Raw genomic sequence first — 24,105 nt, 5'->3', positions numbered from 1 at the left:
CGCTTCTCAACCATGGAGAGTCTTATGGGTATGACGGCTTACTAGATGCATGACGATTTTGGTTCTGGGCGGAACCGGCAAGACCGGCCGCCGTGTCGCTGACCGGCTCACCTCTCTCGGCCTTCCCGTGCGGATCGGCTCCCGCTCGGCCACGCCGTCCTTCGACTGGGCGGACCGCTCCACCTGGGCCGCCGCGCTCGACGGCGTCGAGTCCGTGTACGTGTCCTACTACCCCGACCTGGCGTTGCCCGGCGCGTACGAGGACGTCCTGGAGCTCACCCGGCTCGCCGCGGACGCCGGGGTGCGGCGGCTGGTGCTGCTGTCGGGCCGGGGCGAGCCGGGCGCCGAGGCGAGCGAGCGGACCGTGCGGGAGTCCGGCCTCGACTGGACGATCGTGCGCTGCGGCTGGTTCATGCAGAACTTCAGCGAGGGCTTCCTGCTCGACCAGGTCCTCGACGGCGTGCTGGCGATCCCGGTGGCCGACGTGCCCGAGCCGTTCGTGGACGCCGACGACATCGCCGACGTCGCCGTGGCCGCCCTCACCCAGGACGGCCACGCGGGCCGCCTGTACGAGCTCACCGGCCCGAGGCTGCTGACGTTCGCCGACGCGGCGGCCGAGCTGTCGAAGGCCACGGGCCGCACGATCACCTCCATCGAGGTCACGCCGGAGGAGTACGTGGCCGGGGCCGTGGCGGCGGGCGTGCCGAAGGAGGAGGCCGAGGGCCTGACCGGGCTGTTCACCGAGGTGCTCGACGGCCGCAACGCCCACGTGGCGGACGGCGTCGTGGAGGCGCTGGGCCGTCCGGCCCGCGACTTCGCCGACTACGCCAGGGCGAACGCCGCGGCGTGGGCCGGACGCTGAGAGCGGGCCGGCTCTCCCCCGGCCTGCTCAACCTGCTGGGCGGGCAACTGCGCGGCCCCCGTTTCCGCTAACCTCACCCTGGTCACTCCCGTAACCGGAAGGTGTAGTCGTGATCGGCTGGCTCGAAGCGGTGGTGCTGGGGCTCGTCCAGGGGCTCACGGAGTTCCTGCCGATCTCCTCCAGCGCCCACATCCGTGTGGTCTCGGCCTTGGTCGGCTGGCAGGACCCGGGGGCGGCCTTCACGGCGGTCATCCAGCTGGGCACCGAGGCCGCGGTGCTCATCTACTTCCGCAAGGAGCTGTGGGAGATCGTCTCCACCTGGGTCCGCTCGCTGTTCGACCGGGAGCTGCGCGGCCACTGGGCCGCCCGCATGGGCTGGTACGTCATCGTCGGCACGCTCCCGATCGGCGTGCTGGGCCTGGCGTTCAAGGACCAGATCGAGACCGTCTTCCGCGACCTGCGCGTGGTCGGCACGACGCTGATCGTCTTCGGCTGCATCCTGTGGTTCGCCGACCGCACCGCGCGCAACAAGCTCACGCTGGAGAAGCACCTCAGCTTCACCCACGCCATCGTCTACGGCTTCGCGCAGGCGCTGGCCCTCATCCCGGGCGTCTCCCGCTCGGGCGGCACGATCACGGCCGGCCTGCTGCTCGACTACCGCCGCGAGGACGCCGCCAAATACTCGTTCCTGCTGGCCATCCCCGCCGTGCTGGCCTCGGGGGCGTTCGAGCTGAAGGACATCGGCGAGGGGCAGGCCCCCGCGTGGGGGCCCACCATCCTGGCGACGCTGATCTCGTTCGCCGTCGGCTACGCGGCGGTGGCCTGGTTCCTGAAGTACATCAGCACCCACCGGTTCACCGCGTTCGTGATCTACCGCATCGTGCTGGGCTTCCTCGTCATCCTGGCGGTCACCCTGGGCTATATCCCGGCCCAGGCCTAGGCCGACACGGCCGTCCGGTCGAGGGCGGGCGAGGGGTAGTAGGCCGCCCACGCCTCGTCGCCCATGCGCAGCACCTTCAGGCCGGTCCAGCCGAGGCCGGCGACGGGCAGGGCCCAGAACAGCACGGTCACGGGGCCGTACTCGATGGGGAAGGAGACGACGTACCCGACGAAGACCAGCAGCGGCACCCACCAGCCGACGAACCCGGCCCGCCACACGGCGACGACCAGCAGCGGCAGGCCCAGCACGGCGAAGAACATCCACGGCATCTGGAAGCCGAAGATCACGCCGGGCAGGTTCAGCATCTCGTCGAGGATCTTCTGCGCCTGCTCCGGCGGGTTGTGCCGGCCCAGCCACCACTCGACGGGGTCGATCATCAGCAGGGCCGACGTCGAGATGTAGCCGATGGCCGTCGCCGCCCCGGCGATGTGGCCGAGCACAGTGGCCTTGCGCCTGGTGAGGTGGACCAGGGCGATGGCCGCCAGGCCCATGAGCATCCAGCTCCAGTGGTAGAGCGCCGACTCCGCCTGGGCCAGCGCGGGGTTGTCGCCGTAGCTGACCGCCTCGCGGGAGTCGCCCCACGTGCCGGGGTCGATGACGACGGCCACGAGCTGCAGGAGCGGGGCCGCGATGAGCAACGTGCCCGCCGCGACGCGGCGGAAGGTCACCTGGTTCCTGAACATGGCGGCGACGGTACGTGCCGCCGCCGCCACCCGTCGTCCGCCTGCGGGGCGACCGCAGGTCACCTCCGAGGCGGAGAAGATCAGACGGCCACCGGCGTGCGCGGGGCGGCGGGGGCCGGCCGCGCCCGGCGTCCGGGCAGGGCGAGCAGGACCAGGCCGAGCAGCGCCCACAGGGCCAGCACCCCGACCGGCGTCCACAGGGCGGCCCCGCCGAAGAACACCGTGTTGCGCACCGCCTCGGCGGCCGGGCCCACGGGCAGGACGCGGCCGACGGCGGCGTACCACTCGGGGATGTAACGGGCGCCGAGCGGCCCGCCGCTGGCCGGAAGCCCGATCGGGACGAACAGCAGCGCCGCCACCCCCACCCCCGGCGGGCCGATGACCTTGACCAGCCCGGCGACCACCAGGCCGACCGCCAGCGCGATGCCCGACGAGACCGCCACCAGCGGGACGAAGCTGCCCGGCAGCGCGCCGAACACCACGTCGGCCAGCCACGCGACGGCCGTGCCCGCCACCAGCGAGCCCGCGGCCAGGACGCCCGTCCGCGCCGCCGCGCCCAGGCCCGGCGCGACCCGGGCGAGCAGCACGGCCAGCGCGATCCCCGGCAGGAGCACGCTGAGCACGTAGAACATGCCGGCGATGCCGCCGGCGTCACCGGGCGGCAGCGGGACGGCGTCCTCGACCTCCAGGGTGCGGCCCTGCGCCTGCGCGGCCCCCTGGAAGGCGGCGGTGATCACCGTGGCGCCGGTGCGGCCGCCCGCGCTCGCCACCACCAGCCTGCCCTCCCCCGGGACGAGCACGGCGTCCACCTCCCGCTCCAGCAGCGCGGCCCGCGCGGCCTCGGCCGACCCGTACGGGCTCAGCGTGAACGCCCCCGGCCGCCGCCCGTCGATGCCGCTCTGGAGCTGCCGCACCTGCCCGGCGGGCGCGACGACGGCGACGGGCACGCCGTGCGGTTCCGGCGCGTGGAAGGCCCCGAGGAACGACCCGGCGAACACCATCCCCAGCAGCGCGACCCCGACCACGAGGCCAATGATCCTGCGCATTTTTCACCACCTGATGAGTTCATCGATGTTGAATTCGAGGGTAGATGAATTCCACGTGGTTGAATAGCCCCATGGCCGAGGAACGCGGAAGACGACCGGGAAACCCGCAGACCAGGCAGGAGATCCTGGAGGCGGCGATGGAGTCCTTCGCCGCCCACGGCTACGGCGGCACCACGATCAGGGCCGTGGCGCGGGCCGCGGGCGTCGATCCGGCGCTGGTGATGCACTTCTTCGGCAACAAAGACGGCCTGTTCGAGGCCGCGATCAAGGCCAGCATGCCGGTCGCGCTGATGGTCGGCGCCCTCGACGGCGACGCGTCCGGCATCGGCGAGCGGCTGGTGACCCGCTACCTGGAGTTGTGGGAGGACCCGCGGCACGGCCCCCGGCTCTCGGCCGTGCTGCACGCGGCCGCCGCCACCCCGGCGACGGCCGCGCTGCTGAAGGAGCTGCTGGGCCGGGAGCTGCTGGCCCCGATCGCCCGCCGGCTGCCCGGCGCCCATCCCGAGGTCCGCGCGCTGCTGGCGGCCTCGCAGCTGCTCGGCCTGGCCATGATCCGCTACATGCTCCGGCTCGACCCGCTGGCCTCGCTGCCCGCCGGCCAGGTCGCGGCCCTGACCGCGCCCAACGTCCAGCGTTACCTGACGGGCACGCTCTCGCTCGACGACATCGCCGCCGCCCGGGGGTAGGTCGCCAGGGTGAACAGCAGCGCCGCCACGCCGAGCCCGGTGGCCAGCACGACCACCCCGGCCCGGCCGTAGGCGTCCAGGGCCACGCCGCCCGCGATGCCGGCCGCGAACAGGCCGACGTACTGGGCGGACGACAGCAGGCCGAGCCCGATGGGCACGTTGTCCGGCACCGCGGCCACCGTCCTGAACTGCTGGGCCGGCGCTACCAGCCAGCCGAGCGCGCCCCACAGGAGCGCCCAGACCAGCGCGATCGGCAGGGCCAGGTTCGCGACGGGGATCAGGGCCAGGAAGACCGTGGAGGCGGCCAGGCCGATCAGCACCATCCGGCGCGGCCCGTAGGCGTCGGTGAGGCGCCCGCCGAGCTGGTTGCCCACGATGCCGCCGAGCCCCCACGCCCACAACACGGCCGGCAGCGGCAGGTCGAACAGCGACCCGATGTAGGTGTAGGCGGTGAACCCGGCGCCGAACATCAGCAGCTGGGTGACCAGCACCACCAGCACCCGCCGGTCGGCCAGCGGCGCGAAGCGCTCGCCGAGCCGTCCCGACACGGCGACCCGCACGTCCGGCACGAGCGCCGCCACCCCGGCGAAGCCGATCACGCCGAGCCCGACGACCAGCCACATCGTCGCCCGCCAGCCCGAGGCCGAGCCCAGCCAGGTGCCCAACGGCACGCCGACGGCCGAGGAGACGCTCAGCCCGCCCATCACCAGCGCCAGCGCCCGCCCGCGCCGCTCGGGCGAGGTCAGCGCGTTGGCCACGCCCGAGGCGGTCGGGGTGAACATCGCCGCCCCGGCCGCGGCCACCACCCGCGTGGCCATGACCAGCGGGTACGTCGGAGCCAGCGCGGTCAGCACGTTGCCCGCGACGAACACGGCCAGCGCCAGCAGCAGCAGCCGCTTGCGCGACAGGCGGGCGGTGAGCGCGGCCAGCAAGGGGGACAGCAGCGCGTACGCCAGGGCGAACACGGTCATGAGCTGCCCGGCGGCGGACGTGGAGATCCCGAGGTCCGCGGAGATGGGGGTGAGCAGCCCGGCGGTGACGAACATGCCAGTACCGATGGCGAAATTTCCGGCAGCAAGGGGATAGAGCCGGGAACTCATGGAACCTCCAGCCAATTAGTTGGACGGGCATCAAACTGTCATTACAGTTGGATAGTTGTCAAACAATCAGAGCGAGGTAGGGTGCCACCATGCGCCTGCTACCGCACCCCGCGAAGGAGGACATCCAGCTCACCGAGGTCCTGCGTGCGCTCGCCGACCCCGTCCGGCTGGAGATCGTGGTCCGCCTGGCCACCCTCGGCGAGATGACGTGCACCGCCGCGGGCGACCATCTCGGCGTCCACAAGTCGACGGCGTCCCACCACTACCGCTCGCTGCGCGAGGCCGGCGTGATCGTCTCCAAGCAGGAGGGCCGGCTCAAGTACATCAGCCTGCGCCGCGGCGACCTCGACGAACGTTTCCCCGGCCTGCTCGACTCCGTCTTGTCGGCCTCGCATGCCCCCGCCTGACCGGCTGCCGATCCACGACGCGCTCCCCGAGCTGCTCGCCACGCTGGAGCGCCACGGCACGGCGGTGCTCACCGCGCCGCCCGGCACGGGCAAGACCACGGTCGTGCCCCTGGCGCTGGCCGAAACCGGGCTGCGGGTGCTGGTCGCCGAGCCCCGGCGGCTGGCCGTCCGCGCGGCGGCCCGGCGCATGGGCGTCAGCTACACGATCCGCGGCGAGCGGCACACCGGGGCGAACCCCATGGTCGAGGTCGTCACCACCGGCGTGCTGCTCCAGCGGCTCCAGCGCGACCAGGAGCTCGCCGGGGTCGATGCGGTCGTGCTCGACGAGTGCCACGAACGCCATCTCGACGCCGACACCGCCCTCGCGTTCCTGCTCGACGTGCGCGAGACGCTCCGCCCCGATCTGCGGCTGCTGGCCACCTCGGCCACCGCCGACGCGGCCCCCTGGTCACAGCTGATCGGCGGGCCCGTGGTGGCCGCCTCGGGGACGGCTCATCCCGTGGAGACCGTGTGGGCGCCGCCGGAGCGTCCGGTCGCGCCGCCCCACGGCCTGCGCGTCGATCCGGCGCTGCTGTCGCACGTGGCCTCGGTCGTCCGGCGGGCGTACGCCGAGCGCGACGGCGACGTGCTGTGCTTCCTGCCCGGTGTGGGGGAGATCGCCCGGGTCGCCGGGATGCTGGGCGACCTCGACGTGCTCCAGGTGCACGGCCAGGCGCCGGCGCGCGTCCAGGACGCCGTCCTGTCGCCCGGGGCCGGCCGCCGGGTCGTGCTGGCCACGTCGGTGGCCGAGTCGAGCCTGACGGTGCCGGGCGTCCGCGTGGTGGTGGACTCGGGGCTGGCCCGCGAACCCCGTACCGACCACGCCAGGGGGCTCGGCTCGCTCACCACGGTCAGGGTCTCGAAGGCGTCCGCCGACCAGCGGGCCGGCCGCGCCGGGCGGGAGGCCCCCGGGGCCGTGTACCGCTGCTGGACGGCGGCCGAGCACGAACGCCTGGCCGACCACGCGCGGCCGGAGATCGCGCTGGCCGACCTGACCGGGTTCGCCCTCCAGGCGGCCTGCTGGGGCGACGCGGACGCGGTCGGCCTCGCCCTGCTCGACCGGCCGCCGCCCGCCGCGATGGCGGCCGCCGTCCGCACCCTTGAGGCGCTGGGCGCGCTGGAGGCCGGCCGGGTGACCGGTCGCGGGCGGCGCATGGCGCTCGCCGGCGTGCATCCCCGCCTGGCCAGAGCCCTGCTCGACCTCGGCCCGCGGGCCGCCGAGGTGGTGGCGCTGCTGTCGGAGCAGCTGCCCAGGGACGCGGGCGACGACCTCGCGGAGGTCTGGCGTGCGGCCCGCAGCGGCGGCACCGGCTTCGCGGCCCGCTGGCGCCAGGAGACCAGGCGCCTCGCCCGCGCCTCCGGCCAGGGCCCGGACGTGCGCGAGGTCGGTGACGACGCGCTGGCCGGGATGGCGGTGGCGCTGGCGTTCCCGGAACGCGTGGCGCGACGGCGCGGCGGCGGCTATCTCATGGCGTCGGGCACACAGGCCCAGCTCGCCGAGGGCTCCAGGCTGTCCACCGCGCCGTGGCTGGCGATCGCCGTCGCCGACCGGCCCACGGGCTCGGCCTCGGCCCGGGTGCGCCAGGCCGTGGTGATCGACGAGGAGATCGCCAGGCTGGCCCTGCCCGTCACGGTCGAGGAGGAGGTCGCCTGGCGGGTGCCGCCGGGCGAGCGGCGCGGCGACGTGTCGGCCCGCGTGGTCGAACGCCTGGGCGCGATCGAGCTGTCCGCCACGCCGCTCAAGGACGCCGACGTGCGCCCCGCCATCCTGCACGGCCTGCGCACCGAAGACCTCCTGACCTGGACGAGACAGGCGAAGGACCTCAAGGACCGCCTGACCTTCGCCCATCGCGCGATCGGCCCCCCGTGGCCCGCCACCGACGACCTGATCGCCCTGGCCGACCAGTGGCTGGAGCCGGAGCTGTCCAGGGCCCGCCGCCGCGCCGACGTCGAACGCATCGACGTGGCCGCCGCCCTGCGCCGCCTGATCCCGTGGAGCGAGCGCCTGGAGAACGTGGCCCCCGAACGCGTCGAGGTGCCCAGCGGCTCGCAGATCAGGATCGACTACTCCGGCGAGCAGCCGGTGCTCGCGGTGAAGCTGCAGGAGCTGTTCGGCTGGGAGGAGACGCCGCGGCTCGCCGGCGTCCCCCTGCTGGTCCACCTGCTGTCCCCGGCGGGCCGTCCGGTGGCGGTGACCGCGGACCTGGCCTCGTTCTGGCGCGAGGGCTACCGGTCCGTACGGGCCGAGATGAGGGGCCGCTACCCTAAGCATCCATGGCCGGAGGATCCGCTCACCGCGCCGCCGACCCGCCGCGTCAACCGGAGCAGACCTTGATCGACGAAGCCGTCCGCGACAACGCCGCCTGGTGCGACACGATGTGCCGGGCGCACGGCCGTCCCGGCGTCTTCGGGCCGCTCGCCTGGACCAACCCGGCCAGGACGCCCGTCCTGTACCCCGACGCCGTCACGCTCGCCCCCGACGCCGGGCCGGCCGACGTGCTCGGCCACATCGACGCGGGTTCGGGCGCCTCGGTCAAGGACAGCTTCGGCACGCTCGACCTGCCGGGCTTCGACGTGCTGTTCACCGCCCAGTGGATCGCCCGGCCCGCGCCCGTCGCGCCCGAGCGTCCCCTCCGGGCGGCCACCGGCGACCCGATCGTGTGGGAGGTGGCCGCCGACCCCAGGGTGCTGGAGGAGTGGGCGCAGGCGTGCTTCTCCGGCGGCGCGCCCGGCCTGTTCCCGCCCGCGCTGCTCGACGAGCCGCACGTACGGCTGGTGTGCGGCCGCATCGGGGCCGACGTGGTCTGCGGCGCGGCGCTCAGCGCGAGCGGCACGGTGACGGGCGTCTCGAACGTCTTCGCCTCGGGCTGCGACGAGTCCGCCGCCTGGGAGGGCACGGTGGCGATGGCGGCCGAGCTGTTCCCCGGCCGCCCGCTGGTCGGCTACGAGAGCGATCCGTCGGCCGCCCTCGCCCACGGCTTCACCACCCTCGGTCCCCTCCGCATCCTGCTCAAGCCCTGACAGACCGGGCGCGGTCAGTCCGTCAGGTCGGCCACCGTCAGACCGGCGCGGACCGGATGGGCCGCCTCGCCCACCCCCATGTCCTTGAACCCGCTCGACGTGCCCACGCACACCACCGGCCCGTCGAAGTCCCGGCGCAGCTTCCGGTAGCCCGCCAGGCCCGCCGCGCCCGACAGCTCCTGCCATATGCCCTGCCGCGCCAGGTCCCGCTGGGCGGCGCGCATCTCGTCGTCCGTCACGAGCACCGCCTCGCCGCCGCTGTCGCGCACCGCCAGCACGCCCCGGTGGCCGCCCACCGACCCCGCGATCCCGTAGGCCCGGCTGGCCCCCAGCTCGACGACCGCCGCGGGAGAGCCCGCGGCCAGGGCCCGCGCGTTGGGGCCGCCCGCGGCCGGCTCGCAGGAGAACATCCGCGGCACGTCCCCGGACAGCCCGAGCAGCCGCAGCTCGGTGAAGCCCTTCCACATCCCGAACAGCAGCTCGGCGTACCCGGTGGGCGCGAAGACCGCCGCGGGCAGCCGTCGGAGCTGGAGGAACAGCTCGTACGCGATCGTCTTGTAGCCCTCCGGGCCGAACGGGTGGCCGGTGTGGGTCACGGTCTGGTTGCTGACCGGGTGGTAGCCCAGCCGGTCCACGACCTCCCGCAGCAGCGGCCACCGCTCCTCCGCCGGCACGGAGAACACCTTGGCCCCGTACGCCCGCACGAACGCCTGCACGCCGGCCGGCGAGTCCGCCGAGGCCAGCACGATGGCCGGCAGCCCGGCGCGGGCGGCGTACGCGGCGGCCGAGGCGCCGTGGTTGCCGGACGAGGCCACCACCACCCCGGCAGCCCCCTCCGCCAGGGCCGCGCTGACCGCCACCCGGTTCAGCCGGTCCTTGTGCGACCAGGTCGGGTTCTGGGACTCGTCCTTGACGTGGATCCCCTCGAACTCCAGCAGCGGCGTCCCGCCCTCCCCCAGCGTCGGCGCCTCCAGGGACGGCAGCAGCGGCGACCACCGCGCGATGTCCGGCCCCGGCTCCTGGTCGAACAGCCCCTTGTCGACGCCCGCGTAGTCGTAGACGACCTCGACCGGATAGGCGATCTCAGCGGTGCTGGTGCGCGGGCAGCCCCTGGTGAGCGGCGGGGACAGCGGGAACTCGATCGAAGGGTCGCCCAGCGAGCGCTGGCGGATGGCGAGTGAAGATCCGTTCACGCGCATGGAGTTTATATGGCTATCATGGTGATATCACTTCGATAGCAAGGAGTCGCGATGGAACGTCGTGCTTTCCGGGTCAACGGGTTCCTCGTCCTGCTCGTCCTCCTCCTGCTGGGCGGCGCGGCGCTGGTCTCGATCAAGACGCTCGGCATAGCCTGGATCGTGCTCTTCGCGCTCGTGGCCTCCGGCTTCACCGTGGTCAACCCCAACGAGGCCAAGGTCGTGCAGTTCCTCGGCCGCTACGTCGGCACGGTCAACGTGGCGGGGCTGCAGTGGGTGACGCCGTTCACCACCAAGCGCCGCATCAGCCTCCGGGTGCGCAACTTCGAGACCGCCAAGCTCAAGGTCAACGACGCCGACGGCAACCCGGTCGAGATCGCCGCGGTGGTGGTCTACAAGGTCACCGACACGGCCAAGGCCGCCTTCTCCGTCGACGACTACGAGGAGTACATCGCGATCCAGTCCGAGGCAGCCGTGCGCCACCTCGCGACCACCCACCCGTACGACTCGCACGAGCCCGAGCGCACCAGCCTGCGCGACGGCGCCGAGGTCGCCGGCGAGCTGACCGCCGAGCTGCGCGAGCGCACCGAGCTGGCCGGGATCGAGATCCTGGAGGCCCGCATCACCCACCTGGCCTACGCGCCGGAGATCGCCCAGGCCATGCTGGTGCGCCAGCAGGCCAGCCAGGTGGTGGCCGCCCGCACCAGGATCGTCGAGGGCGCGGTCGGCATGGTCCAGCTCGCGCTCGACCGGCTGGCCGCCGAGGGGGTCGTGGAGCTCGACGAGGAGCGCAAGGCCCAGATGGTCTCCAACCTCCTGGTCGTCCTGTGCGGCGACCGGGCGACCCAGCCGGTGGTGAACGCCGGCAGTCTGTATGCCTGAGCGCAAGAAGCTCCTGCTCCGCCTCGACCCGGCCGTCTACGACGCCATCGCGAAGTGGGCGGCCGACGACCTGCGCAGCATCAACGCGCAGATCGAGTTCGCGCTGCGGCTGGCGCTGAAGGAGGCCGGGCGGGAGCCCGGCAGGGGCTCTCGCAAGGAAGAGTGAAAACCTGCACACTCTAGACATGTTGTGGGCAGGCAGGACCGCCATCGAGATCGCGGCGGCCGTCCGGCGCGGCGACGTCACGGCCACGACCGTCGTGGAGGAGCACCTTCACCGCATCTCCGAGCGGGATTCCCGGGTGGGCGCCTTCCGGCTGGTCAGGAAGCAGGCGATGGACGAGGCGCGGGCCGTGGGCGACCGCCGCGACCTGGCCGACCTGCCGCTCGCCGGGGTCCCGGTGGCGGTCAAGGACAACCTGGAGGTGGCCGGCGAGCCCACCCGCGGCGGCTCGGCGGCCACGTCCGGCGCGCCCGCCCGGGAGGACCATCCGGCCGTGGCCCGCCTGCGCGCGGCGGGCGCGGTGATCGTCGGGCTGACCAACCTGCCGGAGCTGGGGCTGGTCGGCTTCGGCGACAGCCCGTACGGCGTCGTGCGCAACCCCTGGAACCTCGCCCGCACCGCCGGCGGCTCGTCCTCGGGCAGCGCGGCGGCGGTGGCGGCCGGGATGGTGCCGATCGCGCTCGGCAACGACGGCATGGGGTCGCTGCGCATCCCGGGCGCCTGCTGCGGCGTGCTGGCCGTCAAGCCGGGAACGGGCCTGGTCCCGCCGCCCGCCGACGACTGGGACGGGCTCACCGAGAACGGCCCCCTCGCCACGACCGCGGCCGACCTGTCGCTCGCGCTGTCCGTCCTGGCCGCCGATCCGGCGCTGGCCGAGGCGTGGCGTACCGGCCACCGGGTCGAGCCGAAGCCGCGCATGCTGCGCTCGGTCTGGGCCGACGACGACGAGGTGTGGGAGCCGCAACCGCCGCAGGACAGCCCGGAGCCGTTCGACCTGCGGGTGGCCTACGCCCCTCAGCCGCTGCCGCCGGGCCTGCCCGTGGACCGGGAGTTCCAGGCGGCGGTGCGAGCGGCCGCCGAGACGTTGCGGCACGCCGGGCACACCGTGGTCGAGCACCCGCACCGCCTGCCCGCCTGGCTCGGCCCCGCCGCCGTGGCCACCTGGCTCGGCCGGGCCGCAGCCGCCGCCGACGGTCTCGATCCGCACGGACTGGAACGCCGCACCCGCGCGCTGGCCCGCGCCGGCCGCGTGCTCACCAGGATCGGCCTGGACGGCCGGCGCGGCCGCGAACGCTGGAGCGGCTACGGCGCCGACACCTGGTTCGGCGACGCCGACGTGATGATCACGCCGGCGCTCGCCGCCCTGCCGCCGCGCGCCGACCGCTGGGGCGGGCGCGGCCTCCTGCCCAACCTGCTGGCCAACGTCAGGTACGCGCCCACCACGGGCCCGTGGAACCTGTGCGGCTGGCCCGCGATGGCCGTGCCGGTCGCCACGCACTCCAGCGCGCTGCCGATCGGCGTGCAGCTCGTGGCGCCGCCGGGCGGCGAGCCGCACCTGCTGGCCCTGGCCGCCCAGCTCCAGGCGGCCCACCCGCCGCTACGCCCGCCCGGCTTCTCCTGACCGCCTGCTCTTTCTGGACGCCTGCTTCTTCTAGACGCCGGCCGGGTGCCAGACGGTCTTGGTCTCCAGGAACCGCGTCATCCGCCCTAGCCCCGGATCGGCCGTCCAGTCCTCGCGCACCGGACGCAGCACCCGCTTGAGGTTCTCGGCCGCCTCCTGCTCGCAGCGCAGCGCCAGGTCGGCGTCCTCGACCCCGGTGAGGTCGAGCGCGTTGACGTCCATGTGCGCGGCCAGCCAGGGCGCCAGCTCGGCCTGCTGACCGGTCAGGATGTTGACCACCCCGCCCGGCAGGTCGGACGTGGCCAGCACCTCGGCCAGCGTGATCGAGGCGAGCGGCGAGGGCTCGGAGGCGACCACGACGCACGTGTTGCCGGTGACGATCACCGGCGCGACCACGGACACCAGCCCGAGCAGCGGATCGGCGGGCGCGACCACGGCCACGACCCCGGTCGGCTCCGGCGAGGACAGGTTGAGGTACGGCCCCGCCACCGGGTTCGCCGACCCGCGCACCGCCGTGATCTTGTCGGACCAGCCCGCGTACCAGACCAGCCGGTCGACCGCCGCGTCCACCGACTCAAGGGCGGCCTTCTTGCCCAGGCCCAGCTCCTCGGCGAACTGCCCGCGCCGCCCCTCCAGCATCTCGGCGACGCGGTAGAGGATCTGCCCCCGGTTGTAGGGGGTCGCGCCGGACCAGCCGGGGAACGCCTTGCGCGCGGCCACCACGGCGTCGCGCGCGTCCTTGCGCGAGGCGCGCGAGGCGTTGGCGAGGAAGTCGCCCTTGGGCGAGGTCACGGGATAGGACCTCCCACTCTCCGAGCGCGGGAAGGCCCCGCCGATGTACAGCTTGTAGGTCTTTCTGACGGACAACCTACTCATCGCCCCGACCTCTCCACGTGGACTCCTGCGACGTCTGGACCGGGGCGAACACCTGGCCGCACCTGCTGACGCCGCAGCGGTGGGCGTACCAGCCGACGCGTACGGGCCGGCCGGCGCGGGCGAAGGCGTGCCCGCGGGTGGCCTGGGCGCGCCGCCCGGACCGCCCGGCACGGCGATGATCACACGTCAAGGTAGGCCTCCAGCCCGGCGAGCCCGCCCTCACGGCCGTACCCCGACTCCTTGTAGCCGCCGAACGGCGAGGTGGGGTCGAACTTGTTGAACGTGTTGGCCCAGACGACCCCGGCTCGCAGCCGGTCGGCCATCCACAGGATGCGCGAGCCCTTCTCGGTCCAGACCCCGGCCGACAGCCCGTACGGGGTGTTGTTGGCCTTCTCCACGGCCTCGGCCGGGGTGCGGAAGGTCAGCACGGACAGCACCGGCCCGAAGATCTCCTCCCGGGCGATCCGGTGGGACTGGGCGACCCCGGTGAACAGGGTGGGCGGGAACCAGTAGCCCCGCTCGGGCAGCTCGCACGCGGGCGACCAGCGCTCGGCGCCCTCGTCGGCCCCGGCCTCGGACAGCTCGCGGATCTTGGCGAGCTGCTCGGCCGAGTTGATCGCGCCGATGTCGGTGTTCTTGTCCAGCGGGTCGCCGAGCCGCAGCGTGCCGAGCCGCCGCTTCAGCGACTCCAGCAACTCGTCGTGGACGGACTCCTGCACCAGCAGCCGCGAGCCCGCGCAGCAGACGTGGCCCTGGTTGAAGAAGATGCCGTTGACGATGCCCTCGACCGCCTGGTCGACGGCGGCGTCCTCGAACACGATGTTCGCGGCCTTGCCGCCGAGCTCCAGCGTGAGCTTCTTGTCGGTGCCCGCGACCGCGCGGGCGATGATCCGGCCGACCTCGGTCGAGCCGGTGAAGGCCACCTTGTTGACGTCGGGGTGGGCCACCAGGGCGGCGCCGGTGTCGCCCGCGCCGGTCACGATGTTGACCACGCCGGGCGGCAGCTCGGCCTGCTGACAGATCTCCGCGAACAGCAGCGCGGTCAGCGGGGTCGTCTCGGCGGGCTTGAGCACCACCGTGTTGCCGCAGGCCAGCGCGGGAGCGATCTTCCAGGCCAGCATGAGCAGCGGGAAGTTCCACGGGATGACCTGCCCGGCCACGCCGAGCGGCTTGGTACCGCTGTGCCCGTCTGTCGTCCTCCGGCCGAACCCGGCGTAGGCCAGCTTGTCGGCCCAGCCCGCGTAGTAGAAGAAGTGGGCCGCGACCAGCGGCAGGTCGACGTCGCGCGACTCGCGGATGGGCTTGCCGTTGTCGAGGGACTCCAGGACGGCCAGCTCGCGGGCCCGCTCCTGGATCAGGCGCGCGATGCGGAACAGGTACTTGGCCCGCTCGGCGCCCGGCAGGGCGCTCCACACGCCGAACGCCTTGCGCGCCGCCTGCACGGCCCGGTCGACGTCGTCGGAGGAGGCCGAGGCGACTTCCGCCAGCTTCTCCTCCGTCGCCGGGTTGACCGTCTTGAAGGGGGAGCCGGAGCCGTCCACGAACTCACCGTTGATGAACAACCCGTACGACGGCTTGAGATCGACAATGTCGCGCGACTCTGGCGCGGGTGCGTAGTCGAACATCGCCGTCACGCCAGGGTGAGGTATAGGGACATCACCTTGCCAGCGTAGACGGTCGGTCCGAGTGCTCAGAGGGGCCCGGAGCTCCTAGGACAGGAGTGACAGCCGATGCGCCGCCGCGGCGGCCTCTCCGCGCGTGGTGACACCCAGCTTGGCCAGGATGTTCGAGACGTGCACACTGACGGTTTTCGCCGAGATGAACAGTTCGGCGGCGATGTCGCGGTTGGTGCGGCCCTGGGTCACCAGGCGCAGCACCTCCAGCTCACGCGGCGTCAGCAGCTCCGATGGCGTCTCCTGGGCCTGCGGGCCGCCGCCCACGCGCCGCGACAGCGCCTCGATCTCCTCGGCGAGCGGGATGGCGCGCAGCGCGGCGGCGAGTGGACGCGCCTGCCGCAGCCTGGACGCCGCGCCCTCCCGGTCACCGCTCCTGGCCGCGACGCCGGCCGCCCGCAGCAGGGCCTTGGCCTGGTTGTGCGGACGCATCAGCCGCTCCCACGCCGCCGCCGAGGCGTCGAAGTCGCCGCTGTAGGACAGTCGGTACGCCTCCGCCACCGGCCCGCTGATCGTCAGCTCGGCCGCCACTTCCGCGGCGTGCGCCCGTACCGCGGCGGTCCGGCCGGGTTCGAGGTCCTCCGCCGCGTCGCAGACCGTGCGCAACAGGGAGAGCAGCCGCCAGCCCAGCATGGCCTTGCTCGGCAGCCTCGGATGCGACAGCGCCCGCTCGGCCACGGCCAGCGCCGCCCACGGCTCACCCTTGAGCAGGTGCCAGCCGATGTGCAGCCGCGCGTTGCTGATCACGTCCTGGACGAAGTCCTCGGGACGGTCCTTCAGCACGCCGATCTCCGACAGGATGCCCTCGACGCGCTGCAGGTCGCCCCTGGCCAGCCCGATGTCGGCCCGGACGCGCAGCAGCGCGTACTGGGTGCGCAGGACGGGCCCGTAGTTGAGCGCGCTGTCCACGAGGTCGAGCGCCTCGTCCCAGCGGCCGAGCGACTCCAGCGCCTCGGCCCAGTTGTTGAGGATGAACAGCCCGCTGCCGCGCAGCCTGCCGTACTTCTTGGCGTACTCCCAGCCCTCCTCCGACAGGCGCAGGGCCTCCTCGGCGCGGCCCATGTCGATGAGGGAGTCGATGTTGTTGCCGATCGCCCTGATGATGATGCGGCCCGAGCTCTCGGTCTTGCCGAGTGCCATCGCCTGCTCGTTGACGGCGATGACCCGCTCCAGCTCGCCTCTGAGCGAGTGGCCGAGCGCCAGGTTCATCAGCAGGTCGCCTTCGAGGCACTTGTCGCCGGACCGCCTGACCAGGTCGAGGCCCTCGTGGATCAGCTCCTCGCCCTCGGTGATCTGGCCGCGGAGCATGAGCTGCCTGCTCAGCGGCATGACGACCTCCGCGCGCACCGGGCCCGGCTCGGGCGCCAGCCGCAGGGCGTGCCGGAGCAGCTCGATGACGCCCATCTGGCCCTTCGACGCCTTGAACGACGCCTGCCGCACGATGAGCTGGGCCACCCGGCCCGGCTCCTTGGTCTCGTCCAGCTCGGCGAGGGCGGCCTTGACGAACTTCACGCCCTTGTCCACCTCGCCGCCGGCGTTCGCGGCCTCGGAGGCGCGTTCGAGCACGGCGGTGTGGTCGACGCCGATGCGCCGGGCGGCGTCGGGGACCCGGTCCCAGAGCATGAGCACGCGTTCCAGCAGCGGCACGGCCTCGGTGTAGGCGTACGCCTTGAACGACTTCTGCGCGGCCTCCCAGGCCGACACCAGGGCCCAGAGGTCGTTGCGGGCTCCGTACCAGTGGTGGGCCAGCTCGACGGCGGCGCGGCCGGGCGGGACGAGCGAGCGGTCCTTGGAGATCTCCTCGGCGTACCGGGAGTGCAGGCGCTGGTGCTCCCCCGGCAGTAACTCCTCGTGCACGGCCTCCTGGATCAGCGCGTGCCGGAAGACGTAGGCGCGGTTGTCGGCGATCTGCAGCACGTTCCCGGCGATGGCGGGACGCAGGGCCGCCTCCAGCTCGATCTCCGACAGCCCGCTGACGGCGGCCAGCAGCGCGTGGCCGACCCGGTTGCCGCCGGCCGCGGCCATGCGCAGGACGCGCTGGGTGTCCTCGGGCAGCCGTTCGACGGCGCTGAGGATGAGGTCCTGCATGGACTCGGGGAACGTGCAGTCCTCGCCGCCGTCGAGCAGCGCCTCCACGAACAGCGGGATGCCCTCGCTGCGTTCGTAGACTTTCTGGACCTTCACATATTCCGGCGCGGAGCCGAGGATGCCGGCCATCTGCGCGGCCACCTCGTCGCGCGACAGGCGGGGCAGGTCGAGACGGTGAACGCCGTTCACCCGGCCGAGCTCGGCCAGCACGGGGCGGAGCGGATGTTGCCGGTGGAGGTCGTCGGAGCGGTAGGTCATGACGATGAGCACCTGCGGGGCGTGCAGGTTGCGGCTGAGGAACGCGATCAGGTCGCGGCTGGAGCGGTCGGCCCAGTGGATGTCCTCGATGACGAGGACCGTGGGGCGGCTGTCCGCGAGGCGTTCGAGAAGGGTGAGGAACTGCTCGAAGAGCCGGGCGCGGCCCGTATCCGTCTCCCCGTCGCCGCTGGGCTCGCCGAACTCCGGCAGCAGCCTGGCCAGGTCTCGCTGGGCGCCTTCGGGCAGCAGCGCGGCCACCGCGGCGGGGCCCTGCTCCCTGACGAGCTGCCTGAGCGCGGCGGTGAAGGGCGCGTAGGCAAGGCCCTCGGCCGACAGCTCCACACAGCCGCCGACCAGCACCTGCGCGCCGTCGGCCACGCAGGACTCGGCGAAGCGCTGCACGAGCCGGCTCTTGCCGACCCCAGCCTCCCCGCCCATGAGCACGGCCGTCACCGTGCCCTTACGTGCCTCGTCGAAGCTCTCTGCGAGAGCGGCGAGCTGCTCCGCCCGCCCGACGAAGACGGGACTCACCGAACGTCCCAGCATGTCGTTCAGCATGCCATGCCCTATCAATCAGTTTCGACGGGGTTTCAGGGGGGTTCAGAGGCCCGGCCGCCACAACTGATGACGCGGCCGGGCTCTCTGGGGGCGGTCATGACGAACGGAGCTTGCCGAAGACCGAGCGACGCTCGGCCTTGTTTCCCTTCATGGCCTCGCGTACTCGGCGGTGCTCGGCGGCGGCCCGCCGGAGCTCGCTGGCGTGGGACTTCATGAGCTCGTACTCGAGTTCGGGGTTCATCGTGTTCTCCTGAACATTTGCTGCTTTTCCCTGACATCTTCAATGTTCGGCCTAAGGCCCGGCCCGCCACATCGGGTGGATGACCTATCTGCGGGCGTACGCGGGGCCGGACATACCTAGGACGGGGCCCGCCACGCCTTAGGCGGCGTTCCCGTCCGTCCGGTTTGGAGGTAGTGGCCCTGGTCGGCGATGCTGTGAAGGTGTCAACTGTGACTACCTCGCTCGCGGACGTCGCCTCGTCCCACGCGACGCTGCGCGCCTTCCTGCACGGCCTTCCCGGAGTCGACCGGGTGGGCGCCGACCAGCGGGCGGCCATGCTCGGCACCCGTTCCATCAAGACCACGGCCAAGGCCCAGGCCATCGACCTGGCCATCTCCATGGTCGACCTGACGACGCTCGAAGGCGCCGACACGGCGGGCAAGGTGCGGGCCATGTGCACCAAGGCCGTGCACCCGGGCGGCGGCGCCCCCAAGGTGGCGGCGGTGTGCGTCTATCCCGACATGGTGGAGGTGGCCGTCCGGGCGGTGGCCGGGTCGGGGGTCAAGGTGGCCTCGGTCGCCACCGCGTTCCCCAGCGGGCGCTCCTCGCTGGAGGTCAAGGTGAGCGACACGGCGCTGGCCGTGGCCGCGGGCGCCGACGAGATCGACATGGTGATCGACCGCGGCGCTTTCCTGTCCGGCGACTACATGAAGGTCCACGACGAGATCGTCGCGGTGAAGGCCGCCTGCGGCGCCGCGCACCTGAAGGTGATCCTGGAGACGGGCGAGCTGGCGACCTACGACAACGTGCGCCGGGCGTCCTGGCTGGCCATGATCGCGGGCGCCGACTTCATCAAGACCTCCACCGGCAAGGTGTCCCCCGCGGCCACGCTGCCGGTGACCCTGATCATGCTGGAGGCGGTGCGCGACTTCCGCGACACCACCGGCCGCCAGGTGGGCGTGAAGCCGGCCGGCGGCATCCGCACGACCAAGGACGCCATCAAGAACCTGGTGCTGGTCAACGAGACGGCGGGCGACGACTGGCTCTCCCCCGACTGGTTCAGGCTGGGCGCGTCCTCGCTGCTCAACGACCTGCTCATGCAGCGCCAGAAGCTCGCCACCGGCCGTTACGCGGGCCCCGACTACTTCACCCTCGACTGACGGCGACGGCCCTCGGGCGGCTCTACGAGGTGTTCGGAGCCGTCGCGAGGCCCGCGAGCGTGCCCGGCTGCCCCCACTGCGTCGAGCCGGGCGAGCAGGCGTGCCTGCTGTCCGGCCCGGTCTCGGCGATCGAGGCGGGCTCGCTGGCCCGCTATGCGGCCAAGGCGCTCACCACGTGGGGAGACGTCCCCGCCTTCCGCTACTTCCTGCCGCGCCTGCTCGAATGCGCGGCGGCCGACGCGTTCTCCTACCCCGACCCGGAGATCGTCCTCGGCAAGCTGGCCGTCGCCGGCTGGCACGGCTGGCCGGGCGGCGAACGCGCGGCCGTCACCGCGTTCCTGCACGAGTGGTGGCTCGGCACGCTGCGCCGCCATCCGTCCCGTCCGCCGGCCGGCACGGTGTTGTGCGCCGTCGCCGCCACCGGCGTCGACCTGGCGCCCTTCCTCGACGCCTGGGCCGGGCTGGAGAGCGAGGCGGCGATCGCCCACCTGCGCGACTTCGTCACCGACGGCCTGTCCGGGCGGCGGCTGACCAACGCCTTCTGGAATCGCGACGCCCCCGCCCACGCCCAGGTCCTCGCCTGGCTCGGCGACGGGCCCGCGGCCCGGGCGGTGGAGGCCGCCTTCGCCAGGGAGCGCCGCGAGCCCGTGCTCGGCCTGCTCGCCGACGTCCACGAACGACTGCCGCGCTGCTAGATCAGCGCCTCGACCAGCAGGATGACGCCGAACACCGCGAACGCGGCGGCCGCGCCGTACCGGATGACCTTCTCGGGCAGGTGCTTGCCGAGCAGGCGGCCCACCAGGATGGCCAGGGCGTCGGCGGCGACCATGCCCACGGTCGAGCCGATCCACGTGCCGACCCAGCCGTGCTGCGTGGCCAGGGTGATCGTGGCGAGCATCGTCTTGTCGCCCAGCTCGCTCAGGAAGAACGCCACGGTCACCGCGACCAGGACGTTCCTGGTCGTCTTGCGGGCCTTGTCCTCTTCCTCCTTGGTCAGCTCGTCGCCCCGCAACGTCCACAGGGCGAACCCGAGGAAGGCGATGCCGGCCACGATCGAGATGGCCGTCGTCGGCAGCGCCTTCCCGACCAGCCCGCCCACGGCCACGCTCAGCAGGTGCACGACGGTGGTGGCGATGGTGATGCCCGCGAGCACGGGCCAGGGCTTGAAACGGGTGGCGAACGTCATCGCCATGAGCTGGCTCTTGTCACCGAGTTCGGCCACGAAAATGACCGCGAGACTGATCCAGAACGCTTCCAACCGGTCCTCTTTCCCGCGACCAGACCGGAAGCAGGCACCCGGGGGATCTTCGGGCACGACTTTCGGCCCGGCAGCGTCTTTGTCCATGACTGCCAGGCCGAAGGTCTCGTCCGCCCGTCAAGGCCCGTGTGACCGGGCGCGATCACGCGCCAGTATGTCGATCACACGATTGGGACTACTCCCCTTCGGAATTACCAACACACCATAACAGCCCACGTAGAGCCGTCATTCCACCGGCTGATCCCCCAGCTCGGACACCGGCTCGGCCGTCAGTGTGCAGCCGACCAGCACCGGCTCGTTGACCAGCGTCACGCCGAACTTCTCCCGCACCCCGTCACGCACCTCCACGGCCAGCCCCAGCAGGTCGGCCGTGGAGGCGGCGCCCGCGGGGTTGGTGAGGGCCAGCGTGTGCTTGGTGGAGATGCGCACCGGGCCGCGCTCGTAGCCCTTGGGGAAGCCCGCCTGCTCGATCAGCCAGGCGGCCGGCACCTTGACGCGGCCGTCGGGCATGTCCCAGCGGGGGTGGCCGGGAGCGCGTCCGGCCAGCTCGGCGGCCTCCTCGGCGGTCAGGATCGGGTTGGTGAAGAACGAGCCCGCGCTGCGGCTGTCGGGGTCGGCCGCCGGATCGAAGACCATGCCCTTGCCCCGCCGCAGCCCCAGGACGGCCTCACGGGCCGGCCCGAGGGGCACGCGGCCGCCGAGCTCCACCCCGAGCCGCCCGGCCAGCTCCTGGTAGGCCACCGGGCCGGACATGTCCGACACGTCCAGTGCGTACGTCACGGCGAGCACCACGTGCCGCGACAGGTCCCGCTTGAACGCGCTGTCGCGGTAGGAGAACCCGCACTGGCGCGCCTCCAGGTCGACCACCTGCCGGGTGAGCCGGTCGTAGGCCCGTACGCACCTGATGGTCTGCGCCACCTCCTGGCCGTACGCGCCGACGTTCTGGATCGGCGTCGAGCCCACCAGGCCCGGGATGCCGGACATGCACTCGATGCCGGACCACCCCTCGGCCACGGCCCGCTCGACCAGCCGATCCCAGTCCTGGCCGGCCTCGACCGTGAGCAGCACCTGCTCGCCGTCCCTGGAGACCGTCACGCCCTCGGTGGCCACCTTGACGACCAGGCCGTCGAAGCCTTCGTCACCGATCACCACGTTGCTGCCGCCGCCGAGCACCAGGGTCGGCACCCCGTTCATGTCGGCCTCGGCGACGAGGGACACGAGCTGCTCCGCCGTGACTGCCTCGGCGAAGTCGCGGGCGGGGCCGCCCAGGCCCAGGGTGGTGTGCGACGCGAGCATCTCCATGGCCCCCAAGCTTATGAGCCCCCCAGCCCCCACGACACCGCCCCGAACCCCCTACAGCCCCCGCACAACCGCGAACCGCCCCGCCTCCAACGGCCACCTCCTCCCCGAACCAACCCCGGGCGGCATCCCCCAACGGCTCCCCCGCCCCGAACCGCCACCATTCCTGGCGGCACCCTCTCGCACCGCCGCTCCCACTGGCGGCCCCCTGAGCCCGCCACCCGCTCCCTGCAGCCTCCTCCGACCCGGACCGCCACCCGCCCGCCCGTGCACGCGCCCGCGCCGACGCCGCCGATCGGCTCCACGGGGCAGGGGCGGGGGGTCAGCTGTGGAGGGGCTGGTCGTGGTGGTGGGGGGAGCCGAGGCGGTGGACCGGGAGGGGGCCCTCGGGCACCACCAGGCCGCCCTCCAGCGCGCGGGAGAACTCCAGGTCGGCCTCCTCGCCGCGCTCCGCGCCCTCGGGGAAGGCCCCCAGCGCCGCCGACCTGCGCACCGCCATCAGGTCGCAGCGCAACGCCCCCACCCTGCCGGGCTCCTCGGCCTTGGCCGCCTGCCACCCCGCCGCCACCGCCCCTTCCACGATGGCCGCCACCAGCGGCGTCAAGGCGTCCCCCGTCAGCGCGAGCGAGGTCTCCATCAGCACGTGCACCTCGGACTCGTCCAGCCGCAACAGCTTGGTACGGCCCTCCCCCCACCCCGCCGTGCCCCCGGCCGCCCGCGAGGTCTCGGCGACGTGCCACACCACGATCCGCTCCGGGTGCCGTTCGGCCAGCTCGTCCAGGACGTCTCCCGCGCCGTCGACGTTCCCCAGGTCGAGGGCCAGGATCCGGGCGCGCGTGTGCTGGATCACCGACCGGACGCACTCCAGCACGTCCCCGGGCCGGCCGTCCACGAGCAGCCCGGCAGAGACCGTCACGTCCTTGGTCTCGACGCGCTGGCGTTCGGTGTTGACGCCCAGGTCGTCCATGCGGTTCGTGGCGAGGGTGCCGTCCCAGACGCGCTGGGCGTGCAGCATCGTGTCGTCGGGGTCGCCGTGCTGGCCGGGGTCGCCGGAGAAGCCCAGCGCGGCGGCAGGGTTCCCGTGCGCGCCCGCGCCCCTGGGCCGGGCGCGGCCCGTGCCGACGCCGGTGGCCGAACCGCCCGTGGTGTCCCGTCCGGTGCCGCTGCTGCCCCCCACCTGTTCAGGGGACGCGGGACGCAGGTGAGCAGGAGGCTTGGCATCGGTCACGGACGACACGGGGATGGAACGGACGGTGGGCCAGACCTGTCGCGGAACTTCACTCATAACAACACGGGCTACCCGCGACCCGCCCGACATATCACGGGATCAGGAGAGCTGTACCACCGCACGCGCCTTCGACAGGACCCTCGCGTCACCCGCCTTGGCCGTCAGCCCGACGACCACCCGCTTGTCCTCCAGCTTCTCCTCGACGACCCCGCTCACCGAGATCGTCGCGCCCTGGTCGTCGTCGGGCACGATCACCATCGACGAGAACCGCACGCCGAAGTCCAGCACGGCGCCCGGATCGCCCGCCCAGTCCGTGATGAACCGGCCCGCCTGCGCCATCGTGAACATGCCGTGCGCGATCACGTCGGGCAGCCCGACCGTCCGGGCGAAGCGCTCGTTCCAGTGGATCTGGTTGAAGTCGCCGGAGGCGCCGGCGTACATGACGAGGTTCAGCCGCCGGACGTTGTAGCCCACGACCGGGAGCTCCTGCCCGACCTCGACCTCGTCGTACCTCACCGTGGCCGCCATCTCAGCCCGCCCCTCCGCGCTCGACGATCGTGTTGTAGGTCGTGCAGACCGGCTCTCCGGCGACCGTCGTCACGTCGCTCCTGATCGTCAGCAGCTCGTTGCGTCCGACGCTCCTGATGTCGGTGATCGTCGCGGTGGTGACCAGCTCGTCGCCCGCGCAGACGGGCCTGACGTACTCGAACCGCTGCTCGCCGTGGACCACCATCGCCAGGTTCAGGCCCAGCTCGGGGTCGACCAGCGCCTCGCCGCCCGCCTGCAGGCTGAACACGATGGGGAACGTGGGCGGCGCGATCACGTCGGGGTATCCGGCGGCCCTGGCGGCCTCCCTGTCGCGGTAGACCGGGTTGTTGTCGCCGATCGCCGTCGCGAACTCCTTGATCTTCACCCGGCTGACCTCGTACGGGGCGGCGGATGGATAGGTCCTGCCCACGAAGTCACGGTTCAAGGCCATCAGTGCTCCCTCGTATGTCTT

General features: G+C 72.8%; 25 protein-coding genes. 11 read left to right on the top strand and 14 right to left on the bottom strand.

The annotated features are described in order from the left end of the window. The first annotated feature begins 49 nt into the window (after positions 1-49). Positions 50-862 carry an NAD(P)H-binding protein gene (locus ACIBQ6_RS22495; RefSeq protein WP_397214159.1) on the top strand — a complete coding sequence of 271 codons (813 nt, stop codon included), beginning with the start codon at positions 50-52 and terminating at the stop codon, positions 860-862. A gap of 109 nt (positions 863-971) precedes the next feature. After that, the gene (locus ACIBQ6_RS22490) at positions 972-1,802 is read left to right on the top strand and encodes an undecaprenyl-diphosphate phosphatase (protein ID WP_397214157.1); all 831 of its coding nucleotides are present in this window, start codon (positions 972-974) and stop codon (positions 1,800-1,802) included. On the opposite strand, the gene ACIBQ6_RS22485 is transcribed toward ACIBQ6_RS22490, so the two are convergent. After that, positions 1,799-2,485 carry a hypothetical protein gene (locus ACIBQ6_RS22485; RefSeq protein WP_397214155.1) on the bottom strand — a complete coding sequence of 229 codons (687 nt, stop codon included), beginning with the start codon at positions 2,483-2,485 and terminating at the stop codon, positions 1,799-1,801. The genes ACIBQ6_RS22490 and ACIBQ6_RS22485 overlap by 4 nt on opposite strands. Before the next feature lie 80 nt (positions 2,486-2,565). After that, entirely contained in the window at positions 2,566-3,531 is a 966-nt protein-coding gene (locus ACIBQ6_RS22480) for a hypothetical protein (RefSeq protein ID WP_397214153.1), read from the bottom strand. A 71-nt stretch (positions 3,532-3,602) separates the two neighbouring features. Between ACIBQ6_RS22480 and ACIBQ6_RS22475 the strand changes: the two genes are divergently transcribed. Continuing rightward, a complete protein-coding gene (locus ACIBQ6_RS22475; RefSeq protein WP_397214151.1) occupies positions 3,603-4,217 on the top strand; it encodes a TetR family transcriptional regulator in 615 nt (204 codons plus the stop codon). On the opposite strand, the gene ACIBQ6_RS22470 is transcribed toward ACIBQ6_RS22475, so the two are convergent. Continuing rightward, entirely contained in the window at positions 4,166-5,317 is a 1,152-nt protein-coding gene (locus ACIBQ6_RS22470; protein ID WP_397214149.1) for an MFS transporter, read from the bottom strand. The two genes, ACIBQ6_RS22475 and ACIBQ6_RS22470, sit on opposite strands and share 52 nt — an antisense overlap. An 89-nt stretch (positions 5,318-5,406) precedes the next feature. Between ACIBQ6_RS22470 and ACIBQ6_RS22465 the strand changes: the two genes are divergently transcribed. The 3 genes from ACIBQ6_RS22465 to ACIBQ6_RS22455 are packed head-to-tail and all read left to right on the top strand — an operon-like array spanning position 5,407 to position 8,784. After that, on the top strand, positions 5,407-5,724 hold the full coding sequence (locus ACIBQ6_RS22465) for a helix-turn-helix transcriptional regulator (RefSeq protein WP_352321025.1): 318 nt from the start codon (positions 5,407-5,409) through the stop codon (positions 5,722-5,724). Further along, on the top strand, positions 5,711-8,098 hold the full coding sequence (gene hrpB / locus ACIBQ6_RS22460) for an ATP-dependent helicase HrpB (protein WP_397214146.1): 2,388 nt from the start codon (positions 5,711-5,713) through the stop codon (positions 8,096-8,098). Before ACIBQ6_RS22465 ends, hrpB begins: the two co-directional genes overlap by 14 nt. Then, a complete protein-coding gene (locus tag ACIBQ6_RS22455) occupies positions 8,095-8,784 on the top strand; it encodes a hypothetical protein (protein WP_397214144.1) in 690 nt (229 codons plus the stop codon). Before hrpB ends, ACIBQ6_RS22455 begins: the two co-directional genes overlap by 4 nt. Positions 8,785-8,798: 14 nt before the next feature. On the opposite strand, the gene ACIBQ6_RS22450 is transcribed toward ACIBQ6_RS22455, so the two are convergent. Then, positions 8,799-9,977 carry a pyridoxal-phosphate dependent enzyme gene (locus tag ACIBQ6_RS22450; protein WP_397214142.1) on the bottom strand — a complete coding sequence of 393 codons (1,179 nt, stop codon included), beginning with the start codon at positions 9,975-9,977 and terminating at the stop codon, positions 8,799-8,801. Positions 9,978-10,034: 57 nt separating this feature from the next. Here ACIBQ6_RS22450 and ACIBQ6_RS22445 point away from each other — a divergent pair, with 57 nt between their 5' ends. From ACIBQ6_RS22445 to ACIBQ6_RS22435, 3 genes are read left to right on the top strand one after another with little or no spacing between them, the layout of a single operon-like run. Beyond that, the gene (locus ACIBQ6_RS22445) at positions 10,035-10,862 is read left to right on the top strand and encodes an SPFH domain-containing protein (RefSeq protein WP_358289681.1); all 828 of its coding nucleotides are present in this window, start codon (positions 10,035-10,037) and stop codon (positions 10,860-10,862) included. Beyond that, entirely contained in the window at positions 10,855-11,028 is a 174-nt protein-coding gene (locus ACIBQ6_RS22440; RefSeq protein ID WP_352321015.1) for a hypothetical protein, read from the top strand. Before ACIBQ6_RS22445 ends, ACIBQ6_RS22440 begins: the two co-directional genes overlap by 8 nt. Positions 11,029-11,047: 19 nt before the next feature. Next, positions 11,048-12,487 carry an amidase gene (locus ACIBQ6_RS22435; RefSeq protein ID WP_358289684.1) on the top strand — a complete coding sequence of 480 codons (1,440 nt, stop codon included), beginning with the start codon at positions 11,048-11,050 and terminating at the stop codon, positions 12,485-12,487. Positions 12,488-12,517: 30 nt separating this feature from the next. Here ACIBQ6_RS22435 and ACIBQ6_RS22430 read toward each other — a convergent pair whose 3' ends face one another. From ACIBQ6_RS22430 to ACIBQ6_RS22410, 5 genes are all read right to left on the bottom strand, one after another. Continuing rightward, a complete protein-coding gene (locus ACIBQ6_RS22430) occupies positions 12,518-13,363 on the bottom strand; it encodes an aldehyde dehydrogenase family protein (protein WP_352355733.1) in 846 nt (281 codons plus the stop codon). Continuing rightward, the gene (locus ACIBQ6_RS22425; protein ID WP_358289687.1) at positions 13,356-13,553 is read right to left on the bottom strand and encodes a hypothetical protein; all 198 of its coding nucleotides are present in this window, start codon (positions 13,551-13,553) and stop codon (positions 13,356-13,358) included. The genes ACIBQ6_RS22430 and ACIBQ6_RS22425 overlap by 8 nt, the downstream gene beginning before the upstream one ends. Beyond that, complete coding sequence (locus ACIBQ6_RS22420) at positions 13,543-14,988, bottom strand: aldehyde dehydrogenase family protein (RefSeq protein WP_358289725.1); 1,446 nt, start codon at positions 14,986-14,988, stop codon at positions 13,543-13,545. Before ACIBQ6_RS22420 ends, ACIBQ6_RS22425 begins: the two co-directional genes overlap by 11 nt. Before the next feature lie 84 nt (positions 14,989-15,072). Further along, the gene (locus tag ACIBQ6_RS22415; protein ID WP_397214140.1) at positions 15,073-17,928 is read right to left on the bottom strand and encodes an AAA family ATPase; all 2,856 of its coding nucleotides are present in this window, start codon (positions 17,926-17,928) and stop codon (positions 15,073-15,075) included. A 106-nt stretch (positions 17,929-18,034) separates the two neighbouring features. Next, the gene (locus ACIBQ6_RS22410; protein WP_358289730.1) at positions 18,035-18,181 is read right to left on the bottom strand and encodes a hypothetical protein; all 147 of its coding nucleotides are present in this window, start codon (positions 18,179-18,181) and stop codon (positions 18,035-18,037) included. A 209-nt stretch (positions 18,182-18,390) separates the two neighbouring features. Here ACIBQ6_RS22410 and deoC point away from each other — a divergent pair, with 209 nt between their 5' ends. Both deoC and ACIBQ6_RS22400 read left to right on the top strand, forming a co-directional pair. Beyond that, entirely contained in the window at positions 18,391-19,320 is a 930-nt protein-coding gene (gene deoC, locus ACIBQ6_RS22405) for a deoxyribose-phosphate aldolase (RefSeq protein ID WP_352355741.1), read from the top strand. Positions 19,321-19,349: 29 nt separating this feature from the next. After that, entirely contained in the window at positions 19,350-20,015 is a 666-nt protein-coding gene (locus ACIBQ6_RS22400; protein WP_397214138.1) for a hypothetical protein, read from the top strand. Here the strand turns inward: ACIBQ6_RS22400 and ACIBQ6_RS22395 are convergent. The 5 genes from ACIBQ6_RS22395 to ACIBQ6_RS22375 all read right to left on the bottom strand — a co-directional run bounded on the left by ACIBQ6_RS22395 (position 20,012) and on the right by ACIBQ6_RS22375 (position 24,084). Continuing rightward, positions 20,012-20,578 (bottom strand): TMEM165/GDT1 family protein, encoded by a 567-nt coding sequence (locus ACIBQ6_RS22395; protein ID WP_352355745.1) that lies wholly within the window; start codon positions 20,576-20,578, stop codon positions 20,012-20,014. The genes ACIBQ6_RS22400 and ACIBQ6_RS22395 overlap by 4 nt on opposite strands. Positions 20,579-20,803: 225 nt before the next feature. Continuing rightward, complete coding sequence (locus ACIBQ6_RS22390; RefSeq protein WP_397214136.1) at positions 20,804-21,880, bottom strand: UDP-N-acetylmuramate dehydrogenase; 1,077 nt, start codon at positions 21,878-21,880, stop codon at positions 20,804-20,806. A gap of 319 nt (positions 21,881-22,199) precedes the next feature. Continuing rightward, on the bottom strand, positions 22,200-23,054 hold the full coding sequence (locus tag ACIBQ6_RS22385; RefSeq protein ID WP_397214134.1) for a hypothetical protein: 855 nt from the start codon (positions 23,052-23,054) through the stop codon (positions 22,200-22,202). Between the two features lie 150 nt (positions 23,055-23,204). Continuing rightward, the gene (locus ACIBQ6_RS22380) at positions 23,205-23,633 is read right to left on the bottom strand and encodes a MaoC family dehydratase (protein WP_397214132.1); all 429 of its coding nucleotides are present in this window, start codon (positions 23,631-23,633) and stop codon (positions 23,205-23,207) included. Position 23,634: 1 nt separating this feature from the next. Beyond that, positions 23,635-24,084, bottom strand: coding sequence for a MaoC family dehydratase N-terminal domain-containing protein (locus tag ACIBQ6_RS22375; RefSeq protein ID WP_397214130.1), 450 nt, complete (start codon positions 24,082-24,084; stop codon positions 23,635-23,637). Between the last annotated feature and the right edge of the window lie 21 nt (positions 24,085-24,105).

Origin of the sequence: Nonomuraea sp. NPDC049655 (assembly GCF_044465465.1) — a bacterium.
Classification (GTDB): domain Bacteria; phylum Actinomycetota; class Actinomycetes; order Streptosporangiales; family Streptosporangiaceae; genus Nonomuraea.
Note: the sequence above shows the minus strand (reverse complement) of the source record. Positions and strands in the feature narration are given on the sequence as shown.

What these genes read in the sequence shown, in the direction of transcription:
- ACIBQ6_RS22420 (WP_358289725.1), bottom strand. Translation starts at nt 14,988, where the DNA reads ATGTTCGACTACGCACCCGCGCCAGAGTCGCGCGACATTGTCGATCTC.
- ACIBQ6_RS22470 (WP_397214149.1), bottom strand. Translation starts at nt 5,317, where the DNA reads ATGAGTTCCCGGCTCTATCCCCTTGCTGCCGGAAATTTCGCCATCGGT.
- ACIBQ6_RS22440 (WP_352321015.1), top strand. Translation starts at nt 10,855, where the DNA reads ATGCCTGAGCGCAAGAAGCTCCTGCTCCGCCTCGACCCGGCCGTCTAC.
- ACIBQ6_RS22445 (WP_358289681.1), top strand. Translation starts at nt 10,035, where the DNA reads ATGGAACGTCGTGCTTTCCGGGTCAACGGGTTCCTCGTCCTGCTCGTC.
- hrpB (WP_397214146.1), top strand. Translation starts at nt 5,711, where the DNA reads ATGCCCCCGCCTGACCGGCTGCCGATCCACGACGCGCTCCCCGAGCTG.
- ACIBQ6_RS22390 (WP_397214136.1), bottom strand. Translation starts at nt 21,880, where the DNA reads ATGGAGATGCTCGCGTCGCACACCACCCTGGGCCTGGGCGGCCCCGCC.
- ACIBQ6_RS22415 (WP_397214140.1), bottom strand. Translation starts at nt 17,928, where the DNA reads ATGCTGGGACGTTCGGTGAGTCCCGTCTTCGTCGGGCGGGCGGAGCAG.
- ACIBQ6_RS22485 (WP_397214155.1), bottom strand. Translation starts at nt 2,485, where the DNA reads ATGTTCAGGAACCAGGTGACCTTCCGCCGCGTCGCGGCGGGCACGTTG.
- ACIBQ6_RS22495 (WP_397214159.1), top strand. Translation starts at nt 50, where the DNA reads ATGACGATTTTGGTTCTGGGCGGAACCGGCAAGACCGGCCGCCGTGTC.
- ACIBQ6_RS22375 (WP_397214130.1), bottom strand. Translation starts at nt 24,084, where the DNA reads ATGGCCTTGAACCGTGACTTCGTGGGCAGGACCTATCCATCCGCCGCC.
- ACIBQ6_RS22465 (WP_352321025.1), top strand. Translation starts at nt 5,407, where the DNA reads ATGCGCCTGCTACCGCACCCCGCGAAGGAGGACATCCAGCTCACCGAG.
- ACIBQ6_RS22480 (WP_397214153.1), bottom strand. Translation starts at nt 3,531, where the DNA reads ATGCGCAGGATCATTGGCCTCGTGGTCGGGGTCGCGCTGCTGGGGATG.
- ACIBQ6_RS22430 (WP_352355733.1), bottom strand. Translation starts at nt 13,363, where the DNA reads ATGAGTAGGTTGTCCGTCAGAAAGACCTACAAGCTGTACATCGGCGGG.
- ACIBQ6_RS22380 (WP_397214132.1), bottom strand. Translation starts at nt 23,633, where the DNA reads ATGGCGGCCACGGTGAGGTACGACGAGGTCGAGGTCGGGCAGGAGCTC.
- ACIBQ6_RS22475 (WP_397214151.1), top strand. Translation starts at nt 3,603, where the DNA reads ATGGCCGAGGAACGCGGAAGACGACCGGGAAACCCGCAGACCAGGCAG.
- ACIBQ6_RS22435 (WP_358289684.1), top strand. Translation starts at nt 11,048, where the DNA reads ATGTTGTGGGCAGGCAGGACCGCCATCGAGATCGCGGCGGCCGTCCGG.
- ACIBQ6_RS22410 (WP_358289730.1), bottom strand. Translation starts at nt 18,181, where the DNA reads ATGAACCCCGAACTCGAGTACGAGCTCATGAAGTCCCACGCCAGCGAG.